Below are 25538 nucleotides of genomic sequence, written 5' to 3'. Positions count from 1 at the left end.
CACCGCCATCGGCCCGCCCGGCCGCGGTGGTTCAGTTCACCGCGACCAGGCGGGCGAAGACGACGACATTTCCGTCGTAGCCGTTCTGCTTGGAAAAACCGCCGCCGCAGGTGATGACCCGCAATTCCGGTGTGCCCTTCGCGCCGTACACCCGGTCACCGGGAAAACTGGCCTTCGCGAAGACCTCGACTCCGTACGTCTCGAACACCGCGGTCTTTCCGTCCTTGCGCAGGACCTCGACGCGGTCTCCCTTTTTCAGGGCCCCGAGTCCGTAGAACACGGCGGGGCCCTGTTTGTTGTCGACGTGCCCGACGACGACGGCGGTGCCGTTCTCGCCGGGGGAGACCGCGCCCGTGAACCAGCCCGCCAGGTTGGGGTCCTCCGGCGGCGGCGCGCCGACCCAGCCGTTCGCGTCCAGGCCGACGGGCGTGACCGGGGCGTCCACCTGGATCGCGGGGATCCGGACCCGGTCGGCGGCGGAGAACGCGAGCGGCGCCGGACCCGCGGTGAAGGTGCCCAGGCCGGTCCGGCTGTCCGGGGCCGCCGCCGAAGCGGGCTGCGGCGGACCGACGTCGAACTCACCAGAACCGTTCCGGATGAGGGCGAGGCCGGTCAGCAGAAGAAGCGCTATCACGCCCCACGGGGCGCGCTTCTTCCGCCGCTCCTCCGCTTCGGCAAGCTCGGCCAGCTCGGCCAGCTCGGACGCAGACATTCGCCATCCCCTCTCGACGCGGTCGTCGCCACGTCCCGCACGCTTGGGAAAACGCTAAATCCCGCGCAGGCGCCGGGCGACGGGGCAAGTGGCGAACGGGTGGCCCACGGGGCCTTGTGGTGCGCCATCCGAGTTGCCGTTCCCAGGAATTTTCTGACGGTCCGTGACCTGCAGGAATATCAGATTGTGTGCTTTTGCCTCGGCGTGTCGTCTCACCAGGACGGACGATTCTCGACATGCGGGCGTGTTCCGGGCGCTTGAGGGTCATTCCGGGAGGTGTTTTCTCGCCGATCCACCGGGAACGGGACCCGGGGCGCCTCCCGCGGAGGATCACATGCGAAACCAACGTGCCCTGGCGGCGGCATGCACCGCGGTCGCCGTGCTCGGGCTCGCCGCCGCCCCTGTGGCCGTCGCGGACGGCATGGGCAACGGCGGCGGCCCGTCCACCCCCGGCGTGGGAGTGAACCCAGGCGTGGGGGTGGCGCCCGGCGTGGGTGTGGCGCCCGGCGTGGGTGTGGCGCCCGGCGGGGGCTTCGACCCGGACGCCGGCTTCAGCGGGAACTTCAATCTCAATGGTCACTTCAGCAACAACGGCCGCCGCGACCGCGACCGCGACAGGGACAGGGACAGGGACAGGGACCGGGACAGGGACCGGGACCGGGGCCGCGGAGACGACTTCGGCCGGGGTGACGACTTCGGTGGCCGCGGCAACGGCAGCCGGGGTGACGACTTCCGAGGCCCCCGGGACATCCGCGTCGTGCCCACTGTGGTCCCGAGCGGCGGCCGGCTCACCATCAGCGTGGACGGCTGCCGGGGCGGCACGGCGACCTCCCGCGTCTTCCCTCCCACCCAGCTCAACCCGTTCGGCGACGACACCTCGCGCGGCACCACTTGGATCGACCACGACGCCCGCCCCGGCCGGTACGCCATCACGGTCCGCTGTGACGGCAGAAGCCTGACCCGGCCGGACGCGTTCAGCGTGATCGGCGGGGTCCAGGGAGGTCTCGGCGGCAGCATCTCCACCGGTGCCACGCCGGAGGATGTCGCCATCGGCAGCGGACTCGTGGCCTCCGCGGTCCTCGGGGGCGGTACGTTCCTGTTCCGCCGGCGACACGAGAGGAGGGTGGCCTGACCCCTCGTCTTCCCGCCCGCCGCTCCGTCTCTTCGCACGGTGTACGTCACACGGCAAGTGCCCCGGTCCCTGGCGGGAACCGGGGCGACGGCGGCCTCGTGCACGCAGCCCGGCCGGGACTACCCGGTGATGCCCGGGAACAGGTTCACGAACGGCTCCGCGGTCACCGCGATGCCCCGGCTGAAGGGGGCGTCGAAGTCCCAGATCAGGAACAGCATGAACGCGATGGTCGCGGAGAACAGCCCGGCCAGCACCAACTCGCGTTTGGTGCGCCGGATCTGCAGCGCGAACACCATGCCGACGGTGACCAGCGCACCGGTGAGCAGGCCCCACCACACCACCGACGGCATGGTGGCCCCGGTGGAGTCGGCGCGGGCGTTGCGCGCCTGGTCGGCGGCGGTGATCTGGTCCAGCAGCGGCTGGTAGGCCTGCGCCTCGAAGTCGTTCCTCGGCTGATAGTCGGTGACGTCCTGGCGGACCTTCTGCAGCAGTTCGGCGCCGTGGTCGGTGACGCGCTCGTCGTGGGCCATCGTCTTCCACTCGTGGTGCACGACGTAGCCCACATACGTGTTGACATCGTCCCGGATCCGGTCACGGGCCTCCGGCGGATAGACCCGGACCCGCTCCGAGATCTCATGCAGCGCCTGGGCCTCGGACTGCACATAGTCCTGGGCCGAGCTGCGGGCCTCCCACACGCCCGCGATGGCCAGCCCGAGGACGATGGCGTACACGACGCCGATCCACATCGTCATGTACTCGATGACGTCCGGCGTCTCATTGGGATCCTCGTCCTCGGGAGCCCGCTTGTGCCGTACGACGGTGACGACGATCACCACGGCGCAGGCCGCCAGCATCGCGAGGACGAGAACAAGCCAATCCGACAACAGGTGCCTCCAGAAGTGAGGGGGCCGGCGCGTCAGCGCGGGCGCAGGGCCGCGACGGCGACGATCGCCGGAACGGTGATGAGCAGGACGTAGGTGACCGGCGAGGTGTGCCCGGGCGCGGTGTGCGCGGTGGGGTGCGGGTGGTACGCCGGGTAGCTCACGCGCGTCACCAGCGGCTTCGGAGCGGGCGTCGGCCTCGGCCTGGGCTCGGGCTTCGGCGTGGGGCTGGGCGTCGGTGCCGGCGCCGGCCGTGGTGCCGGTGGAGCCGGTGGAGCCGGGGCGGGCCTCGCCGGCGGCTTCGGTTTCGGGGTGGGTTTCGGCGTCGGGCGCGGAGCCGGCTTGGGCGGTGGCGGCTTGGGCGGCGGTGGCGGCGTCGGCGTGGGGGTAGGGGTGGGCGTCGGGGTGGGCTCAGGGCAGGGCGGCGGTGCGGGCCAGTGGTGGCCGCCGGCGTAGGCCGTCGCCACGGTGCCGTCCGGGCCCGTGGCGGCGTACGCACAGGCGTCGGCCGACGCGCTGCCGACCGGGCAGCCCACCAGGGTCCAGGTCAGCGTCACCAGGGCCAACACCCGTGCGGCGGGCGCGCGTCGGGTCGCTTCGGGTCCATGCACGACCAAGATCATGGGGTGCTGAACCGGGTCGTATGCCGTAGTGCGCCGGGATTGCTCCGAAGGGAGGACATGATGCGATCAATGGTTTGAATCGGCTAAGTGGGCAGTTGGCGCGATATGCACGCCTGTACGAGCCTTGCGTGGCGGCACGCGGCACACGATCCGGCGGGACCCGGAAAGAATTTCCCGAAGAACTTCCGCCCCCCGTTGAACGCTGCGGCCCCCTCGGTGCGTACCCATGGCCGTGCGGCGGTTCGGCAGAGCGCTGCAACATCCAGGTGATTATGGGGAGTTGGACATGAAGACCTCCTGGCGGACCGCCTCACTGGTGGCCACAGCCGCCTCGGTGCTGGCGCTGACGACGGCGTGCGGTCAGGACAACAGCACCACCCCGGCGTCGGCGGCCCAGAACGTCGGGGCGACGGCACCTGCGGGCAGCCCGACCACCGGTGCCGGCACCGGGACCGGAACGGGCAACGGTTACGGTGCCGACGGCAACCAGGCCTCCAGCTCCCCGACCCAGGCCGCCCCCGCGGGCAAGCTGACCGTGGCCACCAACCCCGACCTGGGCAACGTACTGACCGACGGCTCCGGCCTCACCCTGTACCGGTTCGACAAGGACACCGCCAACCCGCCCAAGTCGAACTGCGCCGGCGACTGCGCGACCACCTGGCCGCCGGTGCCCGCCGACGACGCCACCGCCGGTGCCGGCATCGACAAGGCGCTGCTCGGTGAGGTCACCCGTGGCGACGGCAGCAAGCAGCTCACCATCGGCGGCTGGCCCGCCTACCGCTACGCCAAGGACGTCAACGCCGGTGACGTCAACGGCCAAGGGGTGGGCGGCAAGTGGTTCGCGCTCGCCCCCAACGGCAAGAAGGCCTCCCTGTCCTCCCTGCCGGGTCTGTCCGTGCGCAAGGACCCCAAGCTCGGCGACATCGTGGTGGACAAGAACGGCAGGACGGTCTACCGCTTCATGAAGGACAAGGCCTGGCCGAAGTCCGTATCGAACTGCACCGGGGCCTGCCTGGAGAAGTGGCCGGCCGTCGGCATCGTCAAGCCCGAGGACACCCAGGGCGTCAAGAAGAAGGGCCTGATGGGCTTCACCCGTCCCGACGGCGTGAAGCAGATGACCGTCAACTGCTGGCCGATCTACACCTTCTCCGGCGACAAGGCCCCCGGGGACACCAACGGTCAGGGCGTGGGCGGCACCTGGTACGCCGTCTCGCCCGACGGCAAGCCGGTCGGCGCGCCGGGCAACTAGATCACCTCCCCAGGGTCGATCGCCCGCCCGGCCCGGAGCGCCACCGCCGGTCCGCCCCCTCCGCACCGCACGGAGGGGGCGGACCTTTTCGCGCGCCCCCGCAGGGGCGCGGGGCCCTGCCGGTGTGCGGCTGCGGCGCGGGCCCGGCCGGCCCTGGCAGGCCGCGCTCGCAAGACGGGCAAACCGCGGCACACGCGACAGCGACGTCGCAGGCAGTGACCGGGAACGGACGGTCAATTTCCGGTTCGGGTCGCCCGTTTCGCGGGCGATCAGTAGCCTCTGCTCGAACACCGGATCGCCTGTCCCTGTCGCCTACGCCTTGGAGTGATACATGGAGCGCCCCGCCTGGGCCCCCCGGAGCATCGACATCTCGGTGCCGAGTGTCTCGCGGATCTACGACTACTACCTGGGCGGTTCGCACAACTTCGAGGTGGACCGGGAAGCGGCCCGCAAGGCGATGGAGTTCATGCCGGGCCTGCCGAAGGTCATGCAGGCCAACCGGGCGTTCATGCGCCGCGCCGTACGGTTCGCGGCCGGCGAGGGCATCACCCAGTACCTCGACGTCGGCTCCGGCATCCCGACCTTCGGCAACGTCCACGAGGTGGCCCGGGCGGCCGCACCGGGCGCCCGCGTGGTCTACGTCGACCACGACCCGGTCGCCGTCGCACACAGCCAGGCGGTCCTGGCGGGCGACGACGCCGCGGACGTCGTCGCCGCGGACCTGCGCAAGCCGCGGGAGATCCTGTCCAGCCCCCAGGTGGAGCGGCTGATCGACCTGAACCGCCCAGTCGCGCTCCTCCTCGTTGCCATACTGCACTTCGTGGAAGACGCGGACGACCCCTACGGTGCGGTGGCCGAGCTGCGCGACGCGCTCGCGCCCGGCAGCCTGCTGATCCTCACCCATGCCTCGTACGAGGGAATCCCGGTGCCCGCAGAGCGGGCCGAGGGCGCGGTGGACGTATACAAGGACATTCGCAACCCGCTGATCATGCGCTCGCGCGACCGGATCGCGCGGTTCTTCGAGGGGTACGACATGGTGGAACCGGGACTGGTGCCGATGCCGCACTGGCGGCCGGAGTCGGCACCGGAGGACGAGGATCCGTTCGCCTTCTCCGGATTCGCCGGCGTGGGGCGTACGGCGTGAGCGCCGAGCCGGACGGGCCGGAGGACAGACTGCGCCGGTTCACGACGATCTGGAGCCGGGCCGTGTACCCGGTGACCTCCACGTCGCTGACCCGTGCCGAGTTCGAGGAACAACTGCTTCCGCTCGCACGCCGGTTGAGCGAGCTGCTGCGCGCGCACGGCTTCGACGCCTGCGGTGCGAAGGCGGTCGGCGCCGCGCTGGTCGGCGCGCACTGCACCGACCCCGAGGCGCTCGCCCGCACCCTGGACTGCGTCGACGCCTATCTGGTGCTGTACTGCGCCGGGGACGGCCCGCAGGACGAACCCCGGCTGCGCTCCTCGCGGTTGCAGCACGCGATGGCCGCCGGCTATGCCGAGGCGCTCCGCGAGCGCACCCTCGCCGAGCAGGAAGCGATCGCCCAGGCCGCCCTGCAGGCCCAGGGCGTGGTCGCACAGGCGCTGCACGCCAGCGAGGCCCGCTTCCGCGCGGTTTTCGAGGGCGCGGCCATCGGGGTCGGCATCGCCGACCTCGACGGCAACGTCCTGCAGGTCAACCAGGCTCTGATGCGCATGTTCGGGCTCTCCGAGCACACCCTGCGCGGTCGCCGCGTCCAGGACTGGGTGCACCCCGACGACGCGCCGCAGACCTGGAAGCTCTACGACGAACTCGTCCGCGGCGACCGCGAGCACTACCACCTCGAAAAGGCCTTCAACCGGCCCGACGGCACGGTCCTGTGGACCAACCTGACGGTCTCCCTGCTGCGCGACGCCGACGGCAGACCGCAGTACCAGCTCGCCCTCATGGAGGACACCACCGAACGCCGGCTGCTCAACCTCCGGCTGCGCTACGAGGCGACGCACGACGCGCTCACCGGCCTGCCCAACCGCACCCTGTTCTTCGAACGCCTGGAGAAGGTGCTGAACGCGGGCGACGGGCAGCGCTTCGGCCTGTGCTACCTCGACCTGGACGGCTTCAAGACCGTCAACGACAGCCTCGGGCACGCGGCCGGCGACCGGCTGCTGGTGGAGGTCGCCGACCGGCTGCAGTCCTGTGCGACCGCGCCCGGTGAGATGGTCGCCCGGCTCGGCGGCGACGAGTTCGTGGCGCTGACCACCGGCCCCGGCACCGCGCGCAAGGTGGACGAGCTGGCCGACCGCATCATGAACGCGCTGGTCACCCCGATCAGCATCGACGGCCGCGACCTGATGGTGCGCGGCAGTCTCGGCATCGTCGAGGGCCCGGCCGGCGAGCGCACCGCCGCCGAGGTGCTGCGCAGCGCGGACATCACGATGTACCGGGCCAAGTCGGCGGGCGGCAACCGGTCCGAACTCGCCGACCCCGAGGCCGACGCCCGCGCCATCACCCGCCACGGCCTGACCACGGCCCTCCCGACGGCCCTGGAACGCGGTGAGTTCTTCATCGAGTACCAGCCGCTCGTCCACCTCGGCGACGGCAGTGTGCGCGGCGCCGAGGCCCTGGTGCGCTGGCTGCACCCGCAGCACGGCGTGCTCGGCCCCGACCGTTTCATCCCGCTCGCCGAGCACACGGGCCTGATCGTTCCACTCGGCCGCTGGGTCCTGGAGGAGTCCATCCGCCAGGCCCGCGCCTGGCGAGAACGCCACGGCGAGGACCAGGCCGCCGGGCCCCTGCGCATCAACGTCAACCTCTCGCCCTGCCAGCTCAGTCATCCGCGCCTGGTCCAGGACACCGTCGACATCCTGGAGCGGGCGGGGGTGGCACCGGAAGCCCTGTGTCTGGAGGTCACCGAGTCCGCGCTCATCGGCGCCGACGACGATCTGCTCAAGCCCCTGCACCGGCTCGCCGAGATGGGCGTCGACATCGCCCTGGACGACTTCGGCACCGGCTACTCCAACCTCGCCAACCTGCGCCGTCTGCCGGTGCGCATCCTCAAACTGGACCGCTCCTTCACCCGGGGCATGCAGCAGTTCCCCGCCAACCCGGTCGACCTGAAGATCGTCGAGGGAATCGTCTCCCTCGCCCACAGCCTCGACCTCGCCGTGACGGTCGAGGGCGTGGAAACCGGTGCGCAGGCCGAGCAGTTGCGGATACTGGGCTGTGACACGGCCCAGGGCTGGTACTACGCCCGCCCGGGCCCACCCGAGCGCCTGCACGACCTGGCTCTGGTGGACGCGACGGGCTGAGCCCCCGGACGGGCGGGTCGTCCCGCTCGTCGTGCCCTCGTGCGCCGCGGATCGGGACCGGCGCTGAGGGCCGTGGCGGCCCGGAGGCACAGCGCCGGGGTGCCGGCGACGGAGTCCGGACGAGGGGCGGTCCGCAGGACGGCGAGCGGGTTCCGGCCCGCCGGGAGGGTCACGAGGGCGCACACGCGGAACGCGCCGCATCCGAGCGTGAGCCGGTACCCGAGGCCTGCGAGGTGGCCGGCCCTGCCGCTCCGTGCCGTCAGGCGCGGGGTCAGGGCCGTGGGCGGTCGGGGTGGTCGGGGTGCGGGCCGGTGCGGTGGCCGGGCGGCGGAGCGCCTCGCCTGGCAGCGGTGGATGCGGTGCGGCGAGGGCGGTGCCGCACAGCGGCGTGGTGAGCCGCAGGCCGGTGACGGATGTCGGCGGTGCGGACGGTGGAGGGCTCGGCCGGGCGCGGCGGCAGCCCGGTGGCCGCGGCGAGTGCGAACAGCGCGACGGTCAGGACGCGGCGGATCCGTCCGGTGAACGTCTCGGGCCGGTCACCGGGGCGGGGCCAGAGCCGTTCGGTCCCCCCGAGGGGTGTCCGGCCAGGACCGGATCCCCGATGCGGGCACCTGTCGGCGGATGTCCTCGCCCCAGCGCTCGCCCGCGGCCGGCGGGCACAGCCGGGTCAGCGGTGTGGCCGCGTTCATGCCGGGGTGGTCCCGAGCGCGCAGACCGGCTCGTCCGCGGGCCGGACCAGCTCCCGCGCCTGCAGCCGGGGACAGGAAGACGACGTCATGCGTTCCGGTGAGGCAACTCCCCGGCCGGCGGCGGCGGTTGCATCACGGCACCGTACGACACCCTCACCGCTCGAGCAGCATCCGCTGCAGCTCCCGCGCGGCCCTCGGCGGAGCCACGTCACTGCGATGAGCCAGCGCGATGGTCCGATGCAACCCGGGACGGGCGAGCGGCGTCACCCTGAGCCCCAGCCCGGACCGAGTGGCGACCATCCGCGGCACCACGGCAAGCCCCAGTCCGGCCCGCACGAACCCCAGCACCGCATCCATCTCACCGCCCTCGACGGCGAACTCCGGCTCGAACCCGGCGGAGCGGCACGCCGCCACGGTCAGCTCCCGCAGGTCGTACCCGTGCCGGAACATCACCAGCCGCTCGCCCTCCAGGTCGGAGATGTGCACGGCCCGTCCACCCCGGCCGGGAGCCGGCTCCTCGGGTGCGGACACCACGACCAGTTCCTCTCGGAGCAGCTCCACCGTCGACAGCGCGGGCGCCGGCGTGGGCAGCGGCAGAACGATCAACGCGAGGTCGAGGGCGCCGCGCGCCAGCTCCCGCACCAGGTCGTGCGAGCCGCCCTCCTCGATCAGCAGCCGAATGCCGGGATACCGGTCGTGGAAGGCGCGCAGCACGTCCGGCAGCAGGCCGGTGCACAGGCTCGGCGTCGCCCCCAGCCGCACCCGGCCCCGCCGCAGTTGCACCAGCTCCTGCACCTCGTACCTCGCCGTGTCCGCGTCGGCCAGGATCCGCCGGGCCAGCGGCAGCAGCGCCTCGCCGGCGTCGGTGAGCGTGATGTTGCCCCGCGCGCGCAGGAACAGATCCGCGCCGAGCTCCCGCTCCAGCGCCTTGATCTGCTGCGACAGCGACGGCTGGGCGACGTGCACCAGTTCGGCGGCGCGGGTGAAGTGCCGGGCCTCGGCGACGGCCACGAAGTACTGGAGCTGCTGGAGCTGCATACAGCGATGATAGTTTCCATCTATGGAAACAAGCTGGACCATGTCTTGGACCGATCGGGTTCCTCACCCCTAGCGTGCTGTTCCATGGCTCTGGCAACGCGGACGGACCGACGGCCGTCCATGGCGCGCACGATGTGGGACTCCTCCGTCGGCAAGAAGACCGTGATGGCCGTCAGCGGCCTGATCATGCTGCTGTACCTGGTGGCGCACATGATCGGGAACCTGAAGATCTACTTCGGGGCGGGCGAGTTCAACCACTACGCCCACTGGCTGCGCACCGTCGGCGAACCCTTCATGCACTACGAGTGGACGCTCTGGCTCATCCGGATCGTCCTCGTCGTCGCCGTGGCCGCCCACGCCACGTCCGCGTACCAGCTCAGCCGCCGGGACATCAAGGCGCGGCCCAGCAAGTACGTCCACTCAAGGCCCCGGGCGAGCTACGCCACCCGCACCATGCGCTGGGGCGGCATCATCCTCGGCCTGTTCATCGTCTGGCACGTCCTGGACCTGACCACCGGCACCGTGCACTCCGGCGGCTTCCAGGAGGGCCACCCGTACCAGAACGTGGTCGACACCTTCTCCACCTGGTACGGCAACGTCATCTACATCGTCGCGATGCTCGCGCTCGGCCTGCACATCCGGCACGGCTTCTGGAGCGCCGCCCAGACCCTCGGCGTCGGCAGCCGCGCCCGCGACCGCGCCCTGAAGACCATGGCCAACGTCCTCGCGCTGCTGCTCACGGCCGGCTTCATCGCCGTACCCGTGGGCGTCATGACCGGAGTGGTGAGCTGACATGACCGACTACGTGAACTACCCGACCGGTGAACCGGTCACCGACACCAAGGCGCCCTCCGGCCCGGTCCACGAGCGCTGGGACAAGCGGCGCTTCGAGGCCAGGCTGGTCAACCCCGCCAACCGGCGCAAGCACACGGTCATCGTCGTCGGCACCGGCCTCGCCGGCGGTTCCGCGGGCGCGACCCTCGCCGAACAGGGCTACCACGTCGTCCAGTTCTGCTACCAGGACTCCCCGCGCCGCGCCCACTCGATCGCCGCGCAGGGAGGCATCAACGCGGCGAAGAACTACCGCAACGACGGCGACTCGATCCACCGGCTGTTCTACGACACCGTCAAGGGCGGCGACTTCCGCGCCCGCGAGTCCAACGTCCACCGGCTTGCGCAGATCTCCGTCGAGATCATCGACCAGTGCGTGGCCCAGGGCGTGCCGTTCGCCCGCGAGTACGGCGGTCTGCTCGACACCCGCTCCTTCGGCGGTGTCCAGGTCTCCCGCACCTTCTACGCCCGCGGCCAGACGGGCCAGCAGCTGTTGCTGGGCGCGTACCAGGCCCTCAGCAGGCAGATCGCCGCGGGCAACGTGGAGATGCACCCGCGCACCGAGATGCTCGACCTGATCGTCGTGGACGGGCGGGCCCGGGGCATCGTGGCACGTGACCTGGTCACCGGGAAGATCGACACCTACTTCGCGGACGCCGTCGTACTCGCCAGCGGCGGGTACGGAAACGTCTTCTACCTGTCGACCAACGCCATGAACTCCAACGCGACCGCCGTCTGGCGGGCGCACCGGCGCGGCGCGTACTTCGCCAACCCCTGCTTCACGCAGATCCACCCGACCTGCATCCCGCGCACCGGCGACCACCAGTCCAAGCTGACCCTGATGAGCGAGTCGCTGCGCAACGACGGCCGGATCTGGGTGCCGAAGGCCAAGGGCGACACCCGCCCGCCGAACCAGATCCCCGAGGACGAGCGCGACTACTACCTGGAACGCATCTACCCGTCCTTCGGCAACCTCGTCCCGCGCGACATCGCCTCCCGCGCCGCGAAGAACGTCTGCGACGAGGGCAGGGGGGTGGGGCCCGGCGGGCAGGGCGTCTACCTCGACTTCGCCGACGCGATCAGGCGGATGGGCCGCAAGGCGGTCGAGGCCAGGTACGGCAACCTCTTCGACATGTACCAGCGGATCACCGACGAGGATCCGTACGAGGTGCCGATGCGCATCTATCCGGCCGTGCACTACACGATGGGCGGCCTGTGGGTCGACTACGACCTGCAGACCACCGTCCCGGGCCTGTTCGCGATCGGCGAGGCCAACTTCTCCGACCACGGCGCCAACCGGCTCGGCGCCTCCGCGCTGATGCAGGGCCTGGCCGACGGCTACTTCGTGCTCCCGGCCACCATCAACGACTACCTGGCGCGCCACCCGCACCAGGCCCCGGTGACCGCCGAACACCCCGTGGTGCGGGAGGTGCTGGCCGAGACCGAGGACCGGCTCAACCTGCTGCTGTCCGTCGACGGTGACCGCACCCCCGACTCCTTCCACCGCGAAGTCGGCGAACTCATGTGGGAGTTCTGCGGCATGGCCCGCACCGAAGCCGGACTGCGCAAGGCCCTGGAGCGCATCCCGCAGATCCGCGCGGAGTTCTGGCGGCGCATCAGGGTTCCCGGTTCCGGCGAGGAGTTCAACCAGTCGCTGGAGAAGGCCAACCGGATCGTCGACTACCTCGAACTCGCCGAGCTGATGTGCCTCGACGCACTGCACCGCGGCGAGTCCTGCGGCGGCCACTTCCGCGAGGAGTCCCAGACCCCGGACGGGGAGGCGGCCCGCAGGGACGACGAGTTCGCCTACGCGGCGGCCTGGGAGTTCACCGGCACCGGTGAGGCACCCGTCCTGCACAAGGAAGACCTGGTCTTCGAGTACGTCCACCCCACCCAGCGGAGCTACGCATGAAGCTCACCCTGCGCGTCTGGCGGCAGAAGAACGCCGACGCCGAAGGAGCGATGTCCACATACGAGGTGGACGGCATCTCGTCCGACATGTCCTTCCTGGAGATGCTGGACGTCCTCAACGAACAGCTCATCCTCTCCGGCGAGGAACCGGTCGCCTTCGACCACGACTGCCGCGAGGGCATCTGCGGCGCGTGCTCCCTCGTGATCAACGGCGACGCACACGGGCCGGAGCGCACCACCACCTGCCAGCTGCACATGCGGTCCTTCAAGGACGGCGACACGATCGACATCGAGCCGTGGCGGGCGGCGGCCTTCCCCGTGATCAAGGACCTGGTGGTGGACCGGTCCGCGTTCGACCGGATCATCCAGGCCGGCGGCTACATCACCGCGCCGACCGGGTCCGCGCCGGAGGCGCACGCCACGCCGGTGCCGAAGGCCGACGCCGACTTCGCTTTCGAGCACGCGGAGTGCATCGGGTGCGGGGCTTGCGTGGCCGCGTGTCCCAACGGTGCGGCGATGCTGTTCACCTCAGCCAAGGTCAACCACCTGAACGTGCTGCCGCAGGGGGCGCCCGAGCGGGAGACGCGGGTGCTGGACATGGTCGCCCAGATGGACGAGGAGGGGTTCGGCGGGTGCACGCTGACCGGTGAGTGCGCCACCGCCTGCCCGAAGGGGATTCCCCTGGTGTCGATCACCGCGATGAACAAGGAGTGGCTGAGGGCCACCCGGAAGGCGGGGAGGCGGTAGCCCCGCGCCCCTTCGGGGCGCCCCCGGCGTTCAGCATCCCCACATCCGCTCTCCCCGCTCAGGTCACGCGCACGCCAACCGGCGTCGGAAGAACAGGAGCGGCGGGCCGATACACACCGCCCCGCCGCCCCGCCGCCGAACCGGCCCATGACCAGGAGAGAGCCATGACCGGCGTTTCCACCCTCGACCGCCCCCCACAGCCCGCGGCACCGACCCGCTACACCGTCACCCTCGCCCGTGACGAGGACGACGTGCGGGCCGCTCAGCAGCTGCGGCACGACGTCTTCGCCGGTGAGATGGGGGCCCTGCTCGCCACGCCGCAGCCGGGACTCGACGTCGACCCCTTCGACGCCTACTGCGACCACCTGCTCGTGCGGGACACCCTCACCGGGCAGGTCGTCGGCACCTACCGGCTGCTCCCGCCGGAGCGGGCCGCGGTCGCCGGCCGGCTCTACTCGGAGGGCGAGTTCGAGCTGACCGCGCTCGACGCGATCCGGCCCGGACTGGTCGAGGTCGGCCGCTCCTGTGTGCACCCCGACCACCGTGACGGCGCCGTCATCGGCCTGATCTGGGCCGGCATAGCCCGTTACATGGTCGACCGCGGGCACGAGTGGCTGGCGGGCTGCTGCTCGGTGCCGCTCGCCGACGGCGGGGCCCTCGCGACGGCCACCTGGGAACGGGTGCGCGCCAGGCACCTGGCACCGGAGCAGTTCCGCGTACGGCCGCTGCTGCCGTGGACCCCGGACGCCGAGCCCCCGGCCGGGCACAGCGAACTGCCCGCCCTGCTGCGCGGCTATCTCCGCCTCGGCGCCTGGGTGTGCGGCGAGCCCGCGCACGACCCGGACTTCGGGGTCGCCGACCTGTACGTGCTGCTGTCGATGCGCCGGGTGAACGCGCGCTATCTGCGGCACTTCCTCTCCCTCGTGCCGGCCTGATGAGCGTCTGGCTGCCCAGCGCGCCCTGCACCCCGGGCGCCTGTGTGGAGCCGGCCCCGGCCGCCGCGGCCGTACCCCGGGCCGTGCTGCGGCTGGCCGCGGTCGTGGTCCTGCTGCTGGCCGGGACCGCGCTGTCCCCGCTCGGCGGGAGGATCCCCGCCGAGTGGGTCAGGCGGTGGTGCCGGGCGATCGTACGGGCCATCGGGGTCGAGGTCCGCCGCACCGGCGTCGCCGCGCCGGCCGGCGGGCTGCTGCTGGTCGCCAACCATGTCTCGTGGCTGGACATCCCGCTGCTCACCGCCGTACGCCCGGCCCGGATGCTGGCCAAGACCGAGATCCGGCAGTGGCCGGTGGCGGGCGCGCTGGCCGCGCGCGGCGGGGCCCTGTTCATCGAGCGGGACCGGCTGCGTGCCCTGCCCGAGACGGTCGCCCGGATCGCCGAGGCCTTGCGGGCGGGCGCGGCCGTGGCCGCGTTCCCCGAGGGCAGCACCTGGTGCGGGCGGGCCCACGGCCGCTTCCACCGGGCGGTCTTCCAGGCCGCACTGGACGCGGGCGTGCCGGTGCAGCCGGTGCGGCTGCGCTACACACAGGAGGGCGGTACGGCCAGCACGGCCGCCGCGTTCGTCGGCGAGGACACCCTGCTCGCCTCCCTGTGGCGGGTGGCCCGCACCCGGGGACTGATCGCGGAGGTGGACATACGACCGGTGATCCCCCCGGGCGCCCACCCCGACCGCCGTGCCCTCGCCCGCGCGGCCCAGCCGGTCACACCCGAGCCCGCCTGGACCCACGCGGCCCTGGTGGCCGACGTCCGGCCAGGCGCGCCCCCAGGGAGCGCCGGGAACCGCGCGACCGGCCACGACGGCGCGACAGCCGGCCGACGGCACGACGCGGCACTCTCCGTTCAGGGCATCACCCGAGCCAGATAGGACGCCGTGACACTGCCCGCCGCACGGGCGACCCGCTCCGGCGGCCCCGAGGCCACGACCCGCCCGCCCCGGTCACCCCCGCCGGGGCCCAGGTCGATCACCCAGTCCGCGCCCGCGGCCACCGTCATGTCGTGCTCGACCACCACGACGGTGTGCCCGGCGTCGACCAGCCCGTGGAGGCGGTCCATCAGCACCTCCACATCGGCCGGGTGCAGACCGGTCGTCGGCTCGTCCAGCAGATAGAGGGTGTGTCCGCGCCGCCCACGCTGCAGTTCGCTCGCCAGCTTGATCCGCTGTGCCTCGCCGCCGGACAGCTCGGTCGCCGGCTGCCCGAGCCGCAGGTAACCGAGGCCGACGTCGAGCAGCGTGCCCAGGCTGCGGGCGGCGGCCGGGATGTCGGCGAAGAACTCCGCCGCGGCCTCCACCGTCAGGTCCAGCACCTCGGCGGTGTTCCGTCCCCGGTACGACACTTCGAGTGTCCCGGGGTTGTAGCGGGCGCCGCCGCAGTCCGGGCAGGGCGCGTACGTGCTCGGCAGGAACAGCAGCTCGACGCTGACGAACCCCTCGCCCTGGCACGTCTCGCAGCGTCCCCCCGCCACGTTGAAGGAGAAGCGGCCGACGCCGTACCCGCGCGTGCGCGCCTCCTCCGTCTCGGCGAACACCTTGCGTACGACGTCGAACAGGCCGGTGTAGGTGGCCAGGTTGGACCGCGGGGTGCGCCCGATCGGCTTCTGGTCGACCCGGACCAGCCGGTCCACCCCCTCCAGTTCCTCCGTCAACTCACCGATCAGGGTGGACTTTCCGGAGCCGGAGACCCCGGTGACGGCGGTGAAGGCACCGAGCGGGAACTCGGCCGTCACCGCGCGCAGGTTGTGCCGGGTCACCGGCCCCACCTTCAACCAGCCGCGCGGCGAACGGACCGCGCGCGCCGGCCCCGGTGACTCGTCGAAGAGGAAGGCGGCCGTCGCCGACTCCTCGACCGATGCCAGCTCGGCCGGCGGCCCGCTGTACAGCACGCGTCCGCCGTGCTCGCCCGCGCCGGGGCCCACGTCGACCAGCCAGTCGGCGCCGCGCACCACCTCCAGGTGGTGCTCCACCACGAACACCGAGTTCCCGGCCGCCTTCAGCCGGTCCAGCACGGTCAGCAGGGCCTCGGTGTCCGCCGGGTGCAGTCCGGCGGACGGCTCGTCCAGGACGTACACCACACCGAACAGCCCGGAGCGCAACTGCGCGGCCAGCCGCAGCCGTTGCAGCTCGCCGGCCGACAGGGTGGGGGTGGAGCGGTCCAGGCTCAGATAACCGAGCCCCAGCTCGACCACCGGCGCGATCCGGGAGGTGAGGTCCTCGATGAGGACCCGGGCGGTCTCGGTGCCGCCCTTGCCGCCGTGGTCGAGCAGGGCGGCAAGGGCGGTCAGCGGCAGCGCGGCCAGGTCGGCGACGGTCCGGCCGCCGAAGGTCACCGCGAGCGCCTCGGGCCGCAGCCGGCTGCCCCCGCACACCGGGCAGGGCGCGCTGGTCAGGAACCGCTCGGCCTTCGCCCGCAGCGACGCGGACTTGGTGTCCGAGAAGGTCTTCAGCACATACCGGCGGGCGCTCATGTACGTGCCCTGGTATGGCCGTTGGATGCGGTCGGCGTCCCGGACCGGGTGGACGGTGACGACCGGCTGCTCGTCCGTGAACAGGATCCATTCCCGCTCCCGCGCGGGCAGTTCGCGCCAGGGCCGGTCCACGTCGTGGCCGAGCGCGTCCAGGATGTCGCGCAGGTTCTTGCCCTGCCAGGCACCGGGCCAGGCGGCGATGGCGCCCTCGCGGACGGACAGCGAGGGGTCCGGCACCAGCAACTCCTCGGTGGTGCGGTGCACCTGGCCCAGTCCGTGGCACTCCGGACAGGCCCCGGCCGCCGTGTTCGGCGAGAACGCGTCCGAATCGAGCCGCCCCGCGCCCGCCGGATACTCCCCGGCGCGCGAGAACAGCATGCGCAGGGAGTTGGAGAGATTCGTGACCGTGCCCACCGAGGAGCGGGAGGACGGAGCCGAGCGGCGCTGCTGCAGCGAGACCGCGGGCGGCAGCCCGGTGATCTCCCCGACCTTGGGCGCCCCGACCTGGTGGATCAGTCTGCGCGCGTACGGCGCGACCGACTCGAAGTACCGCCGCTGAGCCTCGGCGTAGATCGTGCCGAACGCCAGGGACGACTTCCCCGAGCCGGACACGCCGGTGAACACGGCCAGTACGTCCCGTGGGATGTCCACGTCGACGCCCTTGAGGTTGTGCTCGTGGGCTCCGCGTACGCGGACGTAGGGATCGTGCGGGTCGTGGGGGCTGTGCATGGGGAAACCCTAGCCGCCCCGGTTCGCTACGACTGCGGCGGGTTGTCCCGGTTCGGACGGGTGCCGAACTCGTCCCTCAGCTTGTCCTGCGCGGCGTCGACCTGCGACTGGTACGTGTCACCGGTGCGCTGGTCGATGTAGTCGCCGCTCTTGTCGATGCCCTTGTCGGCCATGTCCTCATGGCCCTTGAGCATGCCCTTGATCTTGTCCATGAAGGACATGGCAGCCCTCCTCGTCGCTTGCGGCTTGCCCTCCCAGGGTCACCGGCCCCGGGCGGGTCCGCATCTCGGGGCCGCGGGACCTCGGCGGCCCGGCGCGAAGAGGCCGGCGAGCCGCCGGTGGGAATCCAGCAGAGCCGTCCGGTCGTACGTACTCGTGGTGACCAGGACCTCGTCCGCCCCCGTCTCCTTCAGTACCGTCTCCAGCTCATGGGCGACCTGTTCGCCGGTGCCGGCGATGTGGCCGGCGAGGGAGGCCTCGTAGAAGCCGCGCTCCTTCGCGGTCATCGGGCGGGCCTCGGTCTCCTCGGCCGGAGCCAGGGGCGGGAAGGCGCCGTGGGTGCGCGAGTACGCCATCGACCAGGCCTCCGGGACCAGCAGCCGCCGTGCCTCCTCCTCGGTGCCGGCGACCGCGACCGTGCCGGAGACCACGACGTACGGCTCGGACGCCCAGGGGGAGGGACGGAACAGCGAACGGTACTGGTCGATGCCGCGCAGCAGCTTCTCGCGCCCGCGCAGATCGCCGATCACCATCGGCACTCCGGCGCGCGCCGCGATCCGCGCGCCCTCGCCCATGGCCAGCACGAACGGCGGCACCCGCAGCCCTTCCGCGGGCCGTGCCCGCACCCCGGTCGGCGAGCTGCCCTCGAACCAGCCCAGCAGCTCGCCGAGCTGTGCCGCGAAGTCCCCGGCGTCCTCCCTGTCCCGGCCGAGCGCTCTGCGCACCCCGTCGGTGAAGCCGACGGAACGCCCGAGCCCCATGTCGATCCGGCCGGGGAACAGGGACTCCAGGACGCCGAACTGCTCGGCGACGACGAGGGTTTGGTGGTTGGGCAGCATCACGCCACCGGTGCCGACCCGGATCGTACGGGTCGCGGCGGCGACCGCGGCGGCGAGCACGGTCGGCGCGGAGCCGGCGACGCCGGGCACGCCGTGGTGCTCGGACACCCAGAAGCGGTGGTAGCCGAGCGCCTCCGCCTCCCGTGCCAGCGCGACGGTGTCGCGCAGCGCCTCGGCGGGCGGGCGCCCCTGCCGGGCACGGGAACGGTCGAGGACGGAGAACGGGGTCCGGGCGATCACTGTGCTGCTCACGCAGAGTTCAACACCCTGACGGCCGGCAGATTCCCGATGCGGTCTCCGCCGGTACGTCGGGTCTGGCTAAGGTGGCCCCGTGACCGACAGCAACGCGCGCCCGCTTGCCGTGTTCGACCTCGACAACACCCTGGCCGACACCGCTCACCGGCAGCACTTCCTGGCGAGCCGGCCGCGGGACTGGGGCGCGTTCTTCGCCGCCGCGCCCGCTGACCCGCCGCTCGCCGAGGGGGTGGCGCTGGCGGTGGAGAGCACCCGGGAGTGCGAGGTCGTCTATCTCACGGGCCGGCCCGAGCGGTACCGCCGGGACACCGTGCAGTGGCTCGCGTACCACGGGCTGCCCGAGGGGCGGGTGCACATGCGCGGCGACGCCGACCGCCGGCCGGCCCGGTTCACCAAGCTGGAGATCCTGCGCCGGCTCGCGCGGGACCGGGAGGTGCGGGTCGTCGTGGACGACGACGAGCTGGTCTGCGACGACGCCGAACGCGCCGGGTTCACCGTGGTACGGGCCCGCTGGGCGGCCAAGTCCGCCGCACTGCAGGAGGCGCAGGAACGGGAAGGGCGTACCTGACGGCTCAGTCGCCGTCCTCGATGCGGAAGCCCACCTTCAGGCCCACCTGGTAGTGCTCGATCCGCCCGTTCTCGATCTGGCCGCGGACCTGCGTCACCTCGAACCAGTCCAGATTGCGCAGGGTCTGGTCGGCGCGGGCGATGCCGTTGCGGATGGCCTGGTCGACACCCTCGTGCGAGGTGCCGACGATCTCGGTGACCCGGTAGGTGTGGTTCGTCATGCGGGTGCTCCTCTCGTGTCACGCCGTACTCCACGGTGCCGCATCCGCGCCCGGACCGCACGGCGGTCGCACGCCTACGGTGCGTAGCCCTTGACCCCTCGCATTGGTCCATACCAAAATCCAGCACACCCGTACGAGCCCTGCCGCTCGTCCCCCCACGTCGGGCCCCCACCCCTGTCCGCACCGTCCCGCCAGACAGAACAGGACCCCTCGTGAGACGTCGTCTGCTCGCCCTCGTGTGTGCCACCGGTTCCCTCGTCAGCGCCTGCGGGATGCTCCCCGGAGAACACGGCCGCAAGACCGTCACCGTGTGGCTGATGAAGGACAGCGCCTCCGAGGACTTCCTCCGGCGCTTCACCGCCGACTTCGAGCGCACCCACCAGGACCTGCGCCTGGACATCCGCATCCAGGACTGGACCGGCATCGTCGGCAAGGTCCGCACGGCGCTCCAGGACGACTCCGGCCGCGGACCCGATGTCATCGAGGTCGGCAACACCCAGGTGCCGCTGTACGCCGACGGCGGCCGGCTCGCCGACCTCACACTGGAGTCGATGCGCGACTGGGGCAAGGACACCTGGCTGCCCGGCCTCGCCGAGCCCGGCAAGGACGGCAACAAGCAGTACGGCATCCCCTGGTACGCGGCCAACCGCGTCGTCGTCTACCGCAAGGACCTGTTCCGGGCGGCCGGCATCACCCGGCCGCCGAAGACCCGCGAGGAGTGGCTCGCCGACACCGGGAAGCTCAACTCCGGCGGCAACCAGGGCATCTACCTCGCCGGACAGGACTGGTACACCCTCTCGGGCTTCATCTGGGACGAGGGCGGCGACCTCGCCAAGGAACACGACTACAAGTGGCAGGGCACCCTCGGCACGCCGGCCGCGCTGCGCGGCATGGACTTCTACCGGCGGCTGCAGGCGCTGGGCCGGGGCCCGGTGGACGCGGACGAGGAACACCCGCCCCAGGCCGGAGTGTTCGCCGGCGGCAAGGTGGCGCAGATCGTCGCGGTCCCCGGGCTCGCCCGGGCGGTCGTGCAGCAGAACCCGGGGCTGAAGGACAGGCTGGGGTTCTTCCCGGTGCCCGGGAAGACCGCCGCGCGCCCCGGAACCGTCTTCACCGGCGGCTCCGACCTGGTCGTCCCGGACCACACCAAGGACCAGTTCGCCGCTACGGCCGTCGTCGGCGCGCTCACCGGCGCCAAGTGGGACACCGAACTCGCCCGCACCATGAAGTACGTGCCCAACAAGACCACGCTGGCGAGCGCGGTCGCCGGCGAGGAGGGGGTCGCCGCCATGGCCGCGGGCGCGGCACACGGCCGGGCGACCCCCAGCACCCCTCAGTGGGCCGACGTCGAGGCCGACAACCCGGTCAAGGAGTACATGACCCGGGTGATCGAGGGCGCGGACCCGGCGACGGAGGCCCGCCGGGCCTCCGCCAGGATCACCAGGGAACTCACCCCGGACCTCTGACTCACCGCACGACGCTCAGCGACAGTGCGAAGCGGCCCTGCGCGTCCGTCCACCAGTGAGTCAACTCCAGTCCCGAGGAGGCAAGTTCAGCGGTCACGCCCTCCTTGCGGAACTTGGCCGACACCTCCGTGCGCAGCTCCTCGCCCGCCGCGAAGTCCACGGCGAGGTCCAGCGCCGGCACCTTCACGGTCTGCGCGGTACGGGAGCGCAGCCGCATCTCGATCCACTCCCGCTCGGGGTCCCACAGCGCCACGTGGTCGAAGGCGTCCGGGTCGAAGTCGGCCCCCAGTTCGCGGTCGACGACGGCCAGCACGTTCTTGTTGAACGCGGCCGTCACCCCGGCGGCGTCGTCGTACGCCCGGACCAGCACCCGTTCGTCCTTGACCAGGTCCGTGCCGAGCAGCAGCCCGTCGCCCGGCGCGAGCAGCGCGCGCGCGGAGGCCAGGAACCGCGCACGCTCGTCGGGCAGCAGATTGCCGATCGTGCCGCCGAGGAAGGCCAGCAGCCGGGGCCCGGGGGTGGCGGGCAGGGCCAGCGGGGCGGTGAAGTCGGCGATCAGCGCGTGGACGGCGAGGTCCGGGTGGTCCGCGACCAGTGCCTTGCCGGCCTGGGTGAGGGCGCTCTCGCTGACATCGACCGGGACGTACGCCGCGGGCGCGAGCGCCTCGAGGAGGTAGCGGGTCTTCTCCGAGGAGCCCGAGCCGAGTTCGACCAGCGTACGGGCACCGCTCGCCGCGGCGATCTCGGCGGACCGGGTGGCGAGGATCTCCCGCTCGGCGCGGGTGGGGTAGTACTCGGGCAGTTCGGTGATCTGCTCGAACAGCTCGCTGCCGCGGGCGTCGTAGAACCACTTGGGCGGCAGCCACTTCGGCTGGACGGTGAGGCCGTGCAGGACGTCGGCGCGCAGCGCGGCGTCCGTCGCGTCCTCGGGGAGGGTGCGGGTGACAAGCAAGGGGCTCACGTACAGGGCTCCTTCGTTGGTGCGGACGCCGGATCCTCCAGCGGTGCGAGCAGCACGCCGGCGCGGCTCGCGGTGAGCACGGTGCGGTCGGGGATCTCCTGCCACAGCGGATCGTCGTCGTACGGTTCGGAGGCGACGACCGTGCTCCGGCCCGGCTCCGTGCGGTACCAGAGACTGTCGCCCCAGGCGGTGGCGGTGATCGTCGCGCCGTCCGTCAACAGCAGGTTGAGCCGGGAGGCGGGGGCTGCCTCGGCCAGCCGGCGGACCGTTTCACCGAGGGCCTGTTCCGGCTCGTCACCGCACCTCAGCCGGTGCAGGACGAGCGCCCACGCGAACGCCGAGTCGGTACGGGCCTGCAGCGACAGCAGCTCGACCGGGGGCAGCGCGGACACCAGCGGGGCCGCGGATTCGGGCCAGCCCGGGACGGCGCCGTTGTGGCTGAACAGCCACCGGCCCGAGGCGAAGGGCGCCGCGGCGGCCTCGGCGTCCGCGCCCGCGAGCGTCGCGTCCCTTACCGCGGCCAGGAAGGCGCCTGAGCGCACCACCCGCGCCAGGTCGGCGAAGGACAGGTCCGCCCAGACCGGCCCCGCACGCCGGTAGCGCGCCGGCACCGGATCGTCCGGTGTGTACCAACCCACCCCGAAACCATCGGCGTTGACCGTCCCGTAGCGCTGCCGCCGGGGCGCCCACGACTGGCGCAGCAGGCTGTGCTCGGGCTCCACGAGGATCCGGCCGAGCGGTACCTCGGGCCCCACATAGGCCAGGTGCCGGCACATCAGACGGCCTCCGAGCGGGCGGTGCGGAACCCGGAGAAGATCTGCCGCCGGACCGGATAGTCCCAGTTGCGGAACGTGCCCCGGCAGGCCACCGGGTCCACGGCGAACGAACCGCCGCGCAGCACCTTGTGGTCGGAGCCGAAGAACACCTCCGAGTACTCCTTGTACGGGAAGGCCCGGAACCCCGGGTACGGCAGGAAGTCGCTCGCCGTCCACTCCCACACGTCGCCGATCAGCTGCCGAACGCCGAGTGGGGATTCGCCGGCCGGGTAGCTGCCGGCGGGAGCGGGCCTGAGGTGCCGCTGGCCCAGGTTGGCGTGTTCCGGCGCCGGGTCCGCGTCGCCCCACGGGTAGCGCATCGAGCGGCCGGTGGCCGGGTCGTGCCGGGCGGCCTTCTCCCACTCCGCCTCGGTGGGCAGCCGGCGCCCGGCCCAGCGGGCGTAGGCGTCGGCCTCGTACCAGCACACATGCACGACCGGCTCGTCCGGTGGGACCGCCTCGGTCACCCCGAAACGGCGCCGCAGCCAGCGGTCGCCGTCCCGTCGCCAGAACAGCGGGGCCGTGATCGCGTGCTGCCTGATGTGGGTCCAGCCCTCCGGGGCCCACCAGCGCTCGGTGTCGTAGCCGCCGTCGTCGATGAACGCCTGGTACGCCGCGTTCGTCACCGGGGTGGTGTCGATCCAGAACGGTGCCACCTCACGGGCGTGTGCCGGGCGTTCGTTGTCCAGCGCCCACGGCTCGGCCGAGGTGCCCATGGTGAACGGGCCGCCGGGGACCAGGACTTCGGCAGGACCGGTGAACAGCGCAGCCGGCTCCGGGTCCGGGGCGGTCAGCGCCTGCGGGCCCTTCCTGAGCTGATGGGTGATCAGCATGGTCTCGTCGTGCTGCTGTTCGTGCTGGGCGATCATGCCGAAGGCGAATCCGGCCTCGGTCAGCCGGGTGCCGTGGAAGTCCGCCTTCTCCAGCAGGTCCATGACCCGGCCGCGGACCTCGGCGGCGTAGTGGCGAGCCTCGGAGGGCGCCAGCAGCGGCAGTGCGGGCCGCTCGGCGCGCGGGTGCTCGAAGGCGTCGTACAGGCTGTCGATCTCGGGGCGCATGGCGTCCCGGCCGCCGACCGCCCGCAGCAGCCACAGCTCCTCCTGGTTGCCGATGTGGGCGAGGTCCCACACCAGCGGGGACATCAGCGGTGAGTGCTGGGCGGTGAGGTCCGGGTCCTCGACGCAACTGGTCAGCAGCGTGGTGCGGGCGCGGGCGGTGGTCAGCGAGGCCAGCGCGCGCTCCCGCAGCGCCTCCGCGTCCGCCTCGGCCGCCTCGGCCGTCGCGGTGTCGGTCTCGGGGGCGGTCATGTGCGGATGTCCTTCCTCCTGCGGGCGGTGGGGGTGCCCCCGGTGCGGACGGACCGGGCGGGGGGCGGGTCGCCGCCGTCCAGCCGGTCCAGCAGGTCGTGGGCCGGGCAGCGGCCCCGGGCGACATAGCGGTCCCGGTACGCGGCCACCGCTGCCGTCACCCCGGCGGTGGCGCCGAGCCGGGGCAGGGCCTCCAGCGCCGCCGCGAAACACAGGTCCGCGGCCTCGCGCAGTTCCGGGTCGGTGAGCCCGCGCCGGGCCGCGTCGGTCCACAGCGGGTTGTGCGGAGCGGGCAGGTTCAGGGCCCGCTCCGCGAGGGGTTTCACGCTCCGGTACGCCGTCTCGGCGGCCTCCGGATCGTCGAACAGCGCCGTCGTCACCGCGAGCGGCACGATCCAGCCGTCGTCGCCGGGCTGCGCGTCGATCATCCGCAGCTCCAGATGGCCGCGCGGCCGGACCGGCGGGAACAGGGTGGTCAGGTGGTAGTCGAGGTCCGCCCGGGTGGGCGGCCGGGGCGACCGGGAACGGGTCCACTCCCGGAAGGTGAGCCCCTCGGGCACCTCCCACGGCCCGCTGTCCCGGCGCACACACATCACCGGCGCGTCCAGCACGTGCCGGGCCCAGGCGGCCCGCGGGTCGCCGTCCAGCGGGGGAGCGCCCGCGCGGCCGGTGCCGATCTCCATCCACAGCAGCTGCCGGGTGGACAGCCAGCCCGTGGGCTCGCGGCCGAGCAGCGGGGAGTTGGCGAACGCGGCCACCAGGACCGCTCCCAGCGTATGGGCCAGCCACCAGCGCCGTTCGTGACCGAGCGGGCCTGGCTCCTCATGGCCGGCGTCCAGGCAGACCTGGACCGAGGCCGAGGTGCACATCATGTGGCGGCCCGCCGGGCCGGTGCGGTCCAGGCAGGTCTCCATCGCGTCGTAGCGCGGCTCGTGCAGGAACCTGCGGGGGGTGTGCCAGGGGTCGTGGCCGATGCCGACCAGACCGAGACCGTGCTCGGCGAGGACGGCGCGGACGATGTCCAGGTCGGCGGAGACGGTGCCGACGCACTCCATCAGGGAGGCGGCGGGCGGCGAGCTCAGCTCCAGCTGGCCGCCGGGTTCCACGGTGAGCGGCGACCGCAGGGGCACGGCCCGCAGCGCGGCGTACACCGCTTTCAGTCGTTCGGGTGTCACAGGGAGCTGCGGCATCCGCAGCTCATGGATGAGCCACTCCAGCTCCACACCCAGGGCACGCGGCGGCCCGGTCTTGAAGCAGATGCCCCGGACCAGGGCCTCCACCTCGGCTTCGGTGACGGCGGTGCGGTGGTCCGTACAGCCGCCACCGTCACTTTGTGAATCGGACATGTCGGGATCCTCCTGAGATTCCACCATGCCACCGGCCCGGTTCGAGCGTCGGGCCGGGCAGGAACGGATTCCACCCAAGACCCTCGGGCCGATTCGCACAAGGGTGCCCCGGCGGACGTTCCGGATCGGTCATCTCCGTTTCCGTATGCGTTTCCGGGCTGTTCCGGGCGGTTCCGGGGGGCGGGAAAACTCCGTTGCACCGCATCACCAGCATCACCCAGGATGCGTGCATGAGCACGACGGGGGAGACCGCGCA

Annotated in this window: 23 protein-coding genes; 11 read left to right on the top strand and 12 right to left on the bottom strand. The window is 72.2% G+C overall.

What is annotated here, in order from left to right:
• Nucleotides 1-31: 31 nt before the first annotated feature.
• Nucleotides 32-712, bottom strand: a complete 681-nt coding sequence (locus tag ACZ7GZ_RS07080; RefSeq protein ID WP_471021634.1) for a class F sortase — start codon at nucleotides 710-712, stop codon at nucleotides 32-34.
• 334 nt (nucleotides 713-1046) lie between these two features.
• Here ACZ7GZ_RS07080 and ACZ7GZ_RS07075 point away from each other — a divergent pair, with 334 nt between their 5' ends.
• Complete coding sequence (locus ACZ7GZ_RS07075) at nucleotides 1047-1844, top strand: hypothetical protein (protein ID WP_471021633.1); 798 nt, start codon at nucleotides 1047-1049, stop codon at nucleotides 1842-1844.
• 119 nt (nucleotides 1845-1963) lie between these two features.
• Here the strand turns inward: ACZ7GZ_RS07075 and ACZ7GZ_RS07070 are convergent, their stop codons facing one another.
• Both ACZ7GZ_RS07070 and ACZ7GZ_RS07065 read right to left on the bottom strand, forming a co-directional pair.
• Entirely contained in the window at nucleotides 1964-2728 is a 765-nt protein-coding gene (locus ACZ7GZ_RS07070; protein ID WP_471021631.1) for a bestrophin-like domain, read from the bottom strand.
• A 32-nt stretch (nucleotides 2729-2760) separates the two neighbouring features.
• Nucleotides 2761-2889 (bottom strand): hypothetical protein, encoded by a 129-nt coding sequence (locus tag ACZ7GZ_RS07065; protein ID WP_399765073.1) that lies wholly within the window; start codon nucleotides 2887-2889, stop codon nucleotides 2761-2763.
• A gap of 745 nt (nucleotides 2890-3634) precedes the next feature.
• Between ACZ7GZ_RS07065 and ACZ7GZ_RS07060 the strand changes: the two genes are divergently transcribed.
• From ACZ7GZ_RS07060 to ACZ7GZ_RS07050, 3 genes are all read left to right on the top strand, one after another.
• Complete coding sequence (locus ACZ7GZ_RS07060; RefSeq protein WP_471021630.1) at nucleotides 3635-4597, top strand: SCO0930 family lipoprotein; 963 nt, start codon at nucleotides 3635-3637, stop codon at nucleotides 4595-4597.
• Between the two features lie 331 nt (nucleotides 4598-4928).
• A complete protein-coding gene (locus ACZ7GZ_RS07055; protein WP_471021628.1) occupies nucleotides 4929-5741 on the top strand; it encodes an SAM-dependent methyltransferase in 813 nt (270 codons plus the stop codon).
• Nucleotides 5738-7882 (top strand): putative bifunctional diguanylate cyclase/phosphodiesterase, encoded by a 2145-nt coding sequence (locus ACZ7GZ_RS07050; protein ID WP_471021627.1) that lies wholly within the window; start codon nucleotides 5738-5740, stop codon nucleotides 7880-7882. The genes ACZ7GZ_RS07055 and ACZ7GZ_RS07050 overlap by 4 nt, the downstream gene beginning before the upstream one ends.
• An 842-nt stretch (nucleotides 7883-8724) precedes the next feature.
• On the opposite strand, the gene ACZ7GZ_RS07045 is transcribed toward ACZ7GZ_RS07050, so the two are convergent.
• Nucleotides 8725-9609 carry a LysR family transcriptional regulator gene (locus tag ACZ7GZ_RS07045; RefSeq protein WP_471021626.1) on the bottom strand — a complete coding sequence of 295 codons (885 nt, stop codon included), beginning with the start codon at nucleotides 9607-9609 and terminating at the stop codon, nucleotides 8725-8727.
• Nucleotides 9610-9729: 120 nt separating this feature from the next.
• On the opposite strand from ACZ7GZ_RS07045, the gene ACZ7GZ_RS07040 reads away from it, so the two are divergent.
• The 5 genes from ACZ7GZ_RS07040 (at nucleotide 9730) to ACZ7GZ_RS07020 (ending at nucleotide 14959) form a co-directional block, all read left to right on the top strand.
• Nucleotides 9730-10401 carry a succinate dehydrogenase gene (locus ACZ7GZ_RS07040; RefSeq protein WP_471021750.1) on the top strand — a complete coding sequence of 224 codons (672 nt, stop codon included), beginning with the start codon at nucleotides 9730-9732 and terminating at the stop codon, nucleotides 10399-10401.
• A 1-nt stretch (nucleotide 10402) separates the two neighbouring features.
• The gene (locus ACZ7GZ_RS07035; protein ID WP_471021623.1) at nucleotides 10403-12352 is read left to right on the top strand and encodes a fumarate reductase/succinate dehydrogenase flavoprotein subunit; all 1950 of its coding nucleotides are present in this window, start codon (nucleotides 10403-10405) and stop codon (nucleotides 12350-12352) included.
• A complete protein-coding gene (locus ACZ7GZ_RS07030; RefSeq protein ID WP_471021622.1) occupies nucleotides 12349-13098 on the top strand; it encodes a succinate dehydrogenase/fumarate reductase iron-sulfur subunit in 750 nt (249 codons plus the stop codon). The genes ACZ7GZ_RS07035 and ACZ7GZ_RS07030 overlap by 4 nt, the downstream gene beginning before the upstream one ends.
• A 164-nt stretch (nucleotides 13099-13262) precedes the next feature.
• The gene (locus ACZ7GZ_RS07025) at nucleotides 13263-14033 is read left to right on the top strand and encodes a GNAT family N-acetyltransferase (RefSeq protein WP_471021621.1); all 771 of its coding nucleotides are present in this window, start codon (nucleotides 13263-13265) and stop codon (nucleotides 14031-14033) included.
• Entirely contained in the window at nucleotides 14033-14959 is a 927-nt protein-coding gene (locus ACZ7GZ_RS07020; RefSeq protein WP_471021619.1) for a lysophospholipid acyltransferase family protein, read from the top strand. Before ACZ7GZ_RS07025 ends, ACZ7GZ_RS07020 begins: the two co-directional genes overlap by 1 nt.
• On the opposite strand, the gene ACZ7GZ_RS07015 is transcribed toward ACZ7GZ_RS07020, so the two are convergent.
• From ACZ7GZ_RS07015 to ACZ7GZ_RS07005, 3 genes are read right to left on the bottom strand one after another with little or no spacing between them, the layout of a single operon-like run.
• Nucleotides 14935-17286 (bottom strand): ATP-binding cassette domain-containing protein, encoded by a 2352-nt coding sequence (locus ACZ7GZ_RS07015; RefSeq protein WP_471021617.1) that lies wholly within the window; start codon nucleotides 17284-17286, stop codon nucleotides 14935-14937. The two genes, ACZ7GZ_RS07020 and ACZ7GZ_RS07015, sit on opposite strands and share 25 nt — an antisense overlap.
• Nucleotides 17287-17312: 26 nt before the next feature.
• Nucleotides 17313-17507 carry an antitoxin gene (locus tag ACZ7GZ_RS07010; RefSeq protein WP_471021615.1) on the bottom strand — a complete coding sequence of 65 codons (195 nt, stop codon included), beginning with the start codon at nucleotides 17505-17507 and terminating at the stop codon, nucleotides 17313-17315.
• Nucleotides 17508-17546: 39 nt separating this feature from the next.
• Nucleotides 17547-18596 (bottom strand): LLM class flavin-dependent oxidoreductase, encoded by a 1050-nt coding sequence (locus tag ACZ7GZ_RS07005; RefSeq protein WP_471021613.1) that lies wholly within the window; start codon nucleotides 18594-18596, stop codon nucleotides 17547-17549.
• A 79-nt stretch (nucleotides 18597-18675) separates the two neighbouring features.
• Here ACZ7GZ_RS07005 and ACZ7GZ_RS07000 point away from each other — a divergent pair, with 79 nt between their 5' ends.
• Nucleotides 18676-19167: a phosphatase domain-containing protein gene (locus tag ACZ7GZ_RS07000; RefSeq protein WP_471021612.1), complete on the top strand. Its 492-nt coding sequence runs from the start codon at nucleotides 18676-18678 to the stop codon at nucleotides 19165-19167.
• Between the two features lie 4 nt (nucleotides 19168-19171).
• On the opposite strand, the gene ACZ7GZ_RS06995 is transcribed toward ACZ7GZ_RS07000, so the two are convergent.
• A complete protein-coding gene (locus ACZ7GZ_RS06995; RefSeq protein ID WP_470988597.1) occupies nucleotides 19172-19387 on the bottom strand; it encodes a dodecin in 216 nt (71 codons plus the stop codon).
• A gap of 212 nt (nucleotides 19388-19599) precedes the next feature.
• Between ACZ7GZ_RS06995 and ACZ7GZ_RS06990 the strand changes: the two genes are divergently transcribed.
• Nucleotides 19600-20853: an extracellular solute-binding protein gene (locus tag ACZ7GZ_RS06990; RefSeq protein WP_471021611.1), complete on the top strand. Its 1254-nt coding sequence runs from the start codon at nucleotides 19600-19602 to the stop codon at nucleotides 20851-20853.
• A 1-nt stretch (nucleotide 20854) separates the two neighbouring features.
• Here the strand turns inward: ACZ7GZ_RS06990 and egtD are convergent, their stop codons facing one another.
• From egtD to egtA, 4 genes are read right to left on the bottom strand one after another with little or no spacing between them, the layout of a single operon-like run.
• Entirely contained in the window at nucleotides 20855-21814 is a 960-nt protein-coding gene (gene egtD, locus ACZ7GZ_RS06985) for an L-histidine N(alpha)-methyltransferase (protein WP_471021609.1), read from the bottom strand.
• Complete coding sequence (gene egtC / locus ACZ7GZ_RS06980; RefSeq protein WP_471021608.1) at nucleotides 21811-22590, bottom strand: ergothioneine biosynthesis protein EgtC; 780 nt, start codon at nucleotides 22588-22590, stop codon at nucleotides 21811-21813. The genes egtD and egtC overlap by 4 nt, the downstream gene beginning before the upstream one ends.
• Nucleotides 22590-23936 (bottom strand): ergothioneine biosynthesis protein EgtB, encoded by a 1347-nt coding sequence (gene egtB / locus ACZ7GZ_RS06975; protein WP_471021606.1) that lies wholly within the window; start codon nucleotides 23934-23936, stop codon nucleotides 22590-22592. Before egtB ends, egtC begins: the two co-directional genes overlap by 1 nt.
• The gene (gene egtA, locus ACZ7GZ_RS06970) at nucleotides 23933-25282 is read right to left on the bottom strand and encodes an ergothioneine biosynthesis glutamate--cysteine ligase EgtA (protein ID WP_471021605.1); all 1350 of its coding nucleotides are present in this window, start codon (nucleotides 25280-25282) and stop codon (nucleotides 23933-23935) included. The genes egtB and egtA overlap by 4 nt, the downstream gene beginning before the upstream one ends.
• Between the last annotated feature and the right edge of the window lie 256 nt (nucleotides 25283-25538).

It is taken from the genome of Streptomyces sp. NPDC037288, assembly GCF_055603265.1.
Note: the sequence above shows the minus strand (reverse complement) of the source record. Positions and strands in the feature narration are given on the sequence as shown.

What these genes read in the sequence shown, in the direction of transcription:
- ACZ7GZ_RS07080 (WP_471021634.1), bottom strand. Translation starts at nt 712, where the DNA reads ATGTCTGCGTCCGAGCTGGCCGAGCTGGCCGAGCTTGCCGAAGCGGAG.
- ACZ7GZ_RS07075 (WP_471021633.1), top strand. Translation starts at nt 1,047, where the DNA reads ATGCGAAACCAACGTGCCCTGGCGGCGGCATGCACCGCGGTCGCCGTG.
- ACZ7GZ_RS07060 (WP_471021630.1), top strand. Translation starts at nt 3,635, where the DNA reads ATGAAGACCTCCTGGCGGACCGCCTCACTGGTGGCCACAGCCGCCTCG.
- ACZ7GZ_RS07055 (WP_471021628.1), top strand. Translation starts at nt 4,929, where the DNA reads ATGGAGCGCCCCGCCTGGGCCCCCCGGAGCATCGACATCTCGGTGCCG.
- ACZ7GZ_RS07045 (WP_471021626.1), bottom strand. Translation starts at nt 9,609, where the DNA reads ATGCAGCTCCAGCAGCTCCAGTACTTCGTGGCCGTCGCCGAGGCCCGG.
- ACZ7GZ_RS07040 (WP_471021750.1), top strand. Translation starts at nt 9,730, where the DNA reads ATGGCGCGCACGATGTGGGACTCCTCCGTCGGCAAGAAGACCGTGATG.
- ACZ7GZ_RS07035 (WP_471021623.1), top strand. Translation starts at nt 10,403, where the DNA reads ATGACCGACTACGTGAACTACCCGACCGGTGAACCGGTCACCGACACC.
- ACZ7GZ_RS07030 (WP_471021622.1), top strand. Translation starts at nt 12,349, where the DNA reads ATGAAGCTCACCCTGCGCGTCTGGCGGCAGAAGAACGCCGACGCCGAA.
- ACZ7GZ_RS07025 (WP_471021621.1), top strand. Translation starts at nt 13,263, where the DNA reads ATGACCGGCGTTTCCACCCTCGACCGCCCCCCACAGCCCGCGGCACCG.
- ACZ7GZ_RS07020 (WP_471021619.1), top strand. Translation starts at nt 14,033, where the DNA reads ATGAGCGTCTGGCTGCCCAGCGCGCCCTGCACCCCGGGCGCCTGTGTG.
- ACZ7GZ_RS07015 (WP_471021617.1), bottom strand. Translation starts at nt 17,286, where the DNA reads ATGCACAGCCCCCACGACCCGCACGATCCCTACGTCCGCGTACGCGGA.
- ACZ7GZ_RS07010 (WP_471021615.1), bottom strand. Translation starts at nt 17,507, where the DNA reads ATGTCCTTCATGGACAAGATCAAGGGCATGCTCAAGGGCCATGAGGAC.
- ACZ7GZ_RS06995 (WP_470988597.1), bottom strand. Translation starts at nt 19,387, where the DNA reads ATGACGAACCACACCTACCGGGTCACCGAGATCGTCGGCACCTCGCAC.
- egtC (WP_471021608.1), bottom strand. Translation starts at nt 22,590, where the DNA reads ATGTGCCGGCACCTGGCCTATGTGGGGCCCGAGGTACCGCTCGGCCGG.
- egtB (WP_471021606.1), bottom strand. Translation starts at nt 23,936, where the DNA reads ATGACCGCCCCCGAGACCGACACCGCGACGGCCGAGGCGGCCGAGGCG.
- egtA (WP_471021605.1), bottom strand. Translation starts at nt 25,282, where the DNA reads ATGTCCGATTCACAAAGTGACGGTGGCGGCTGTACGGACCACCGCACC.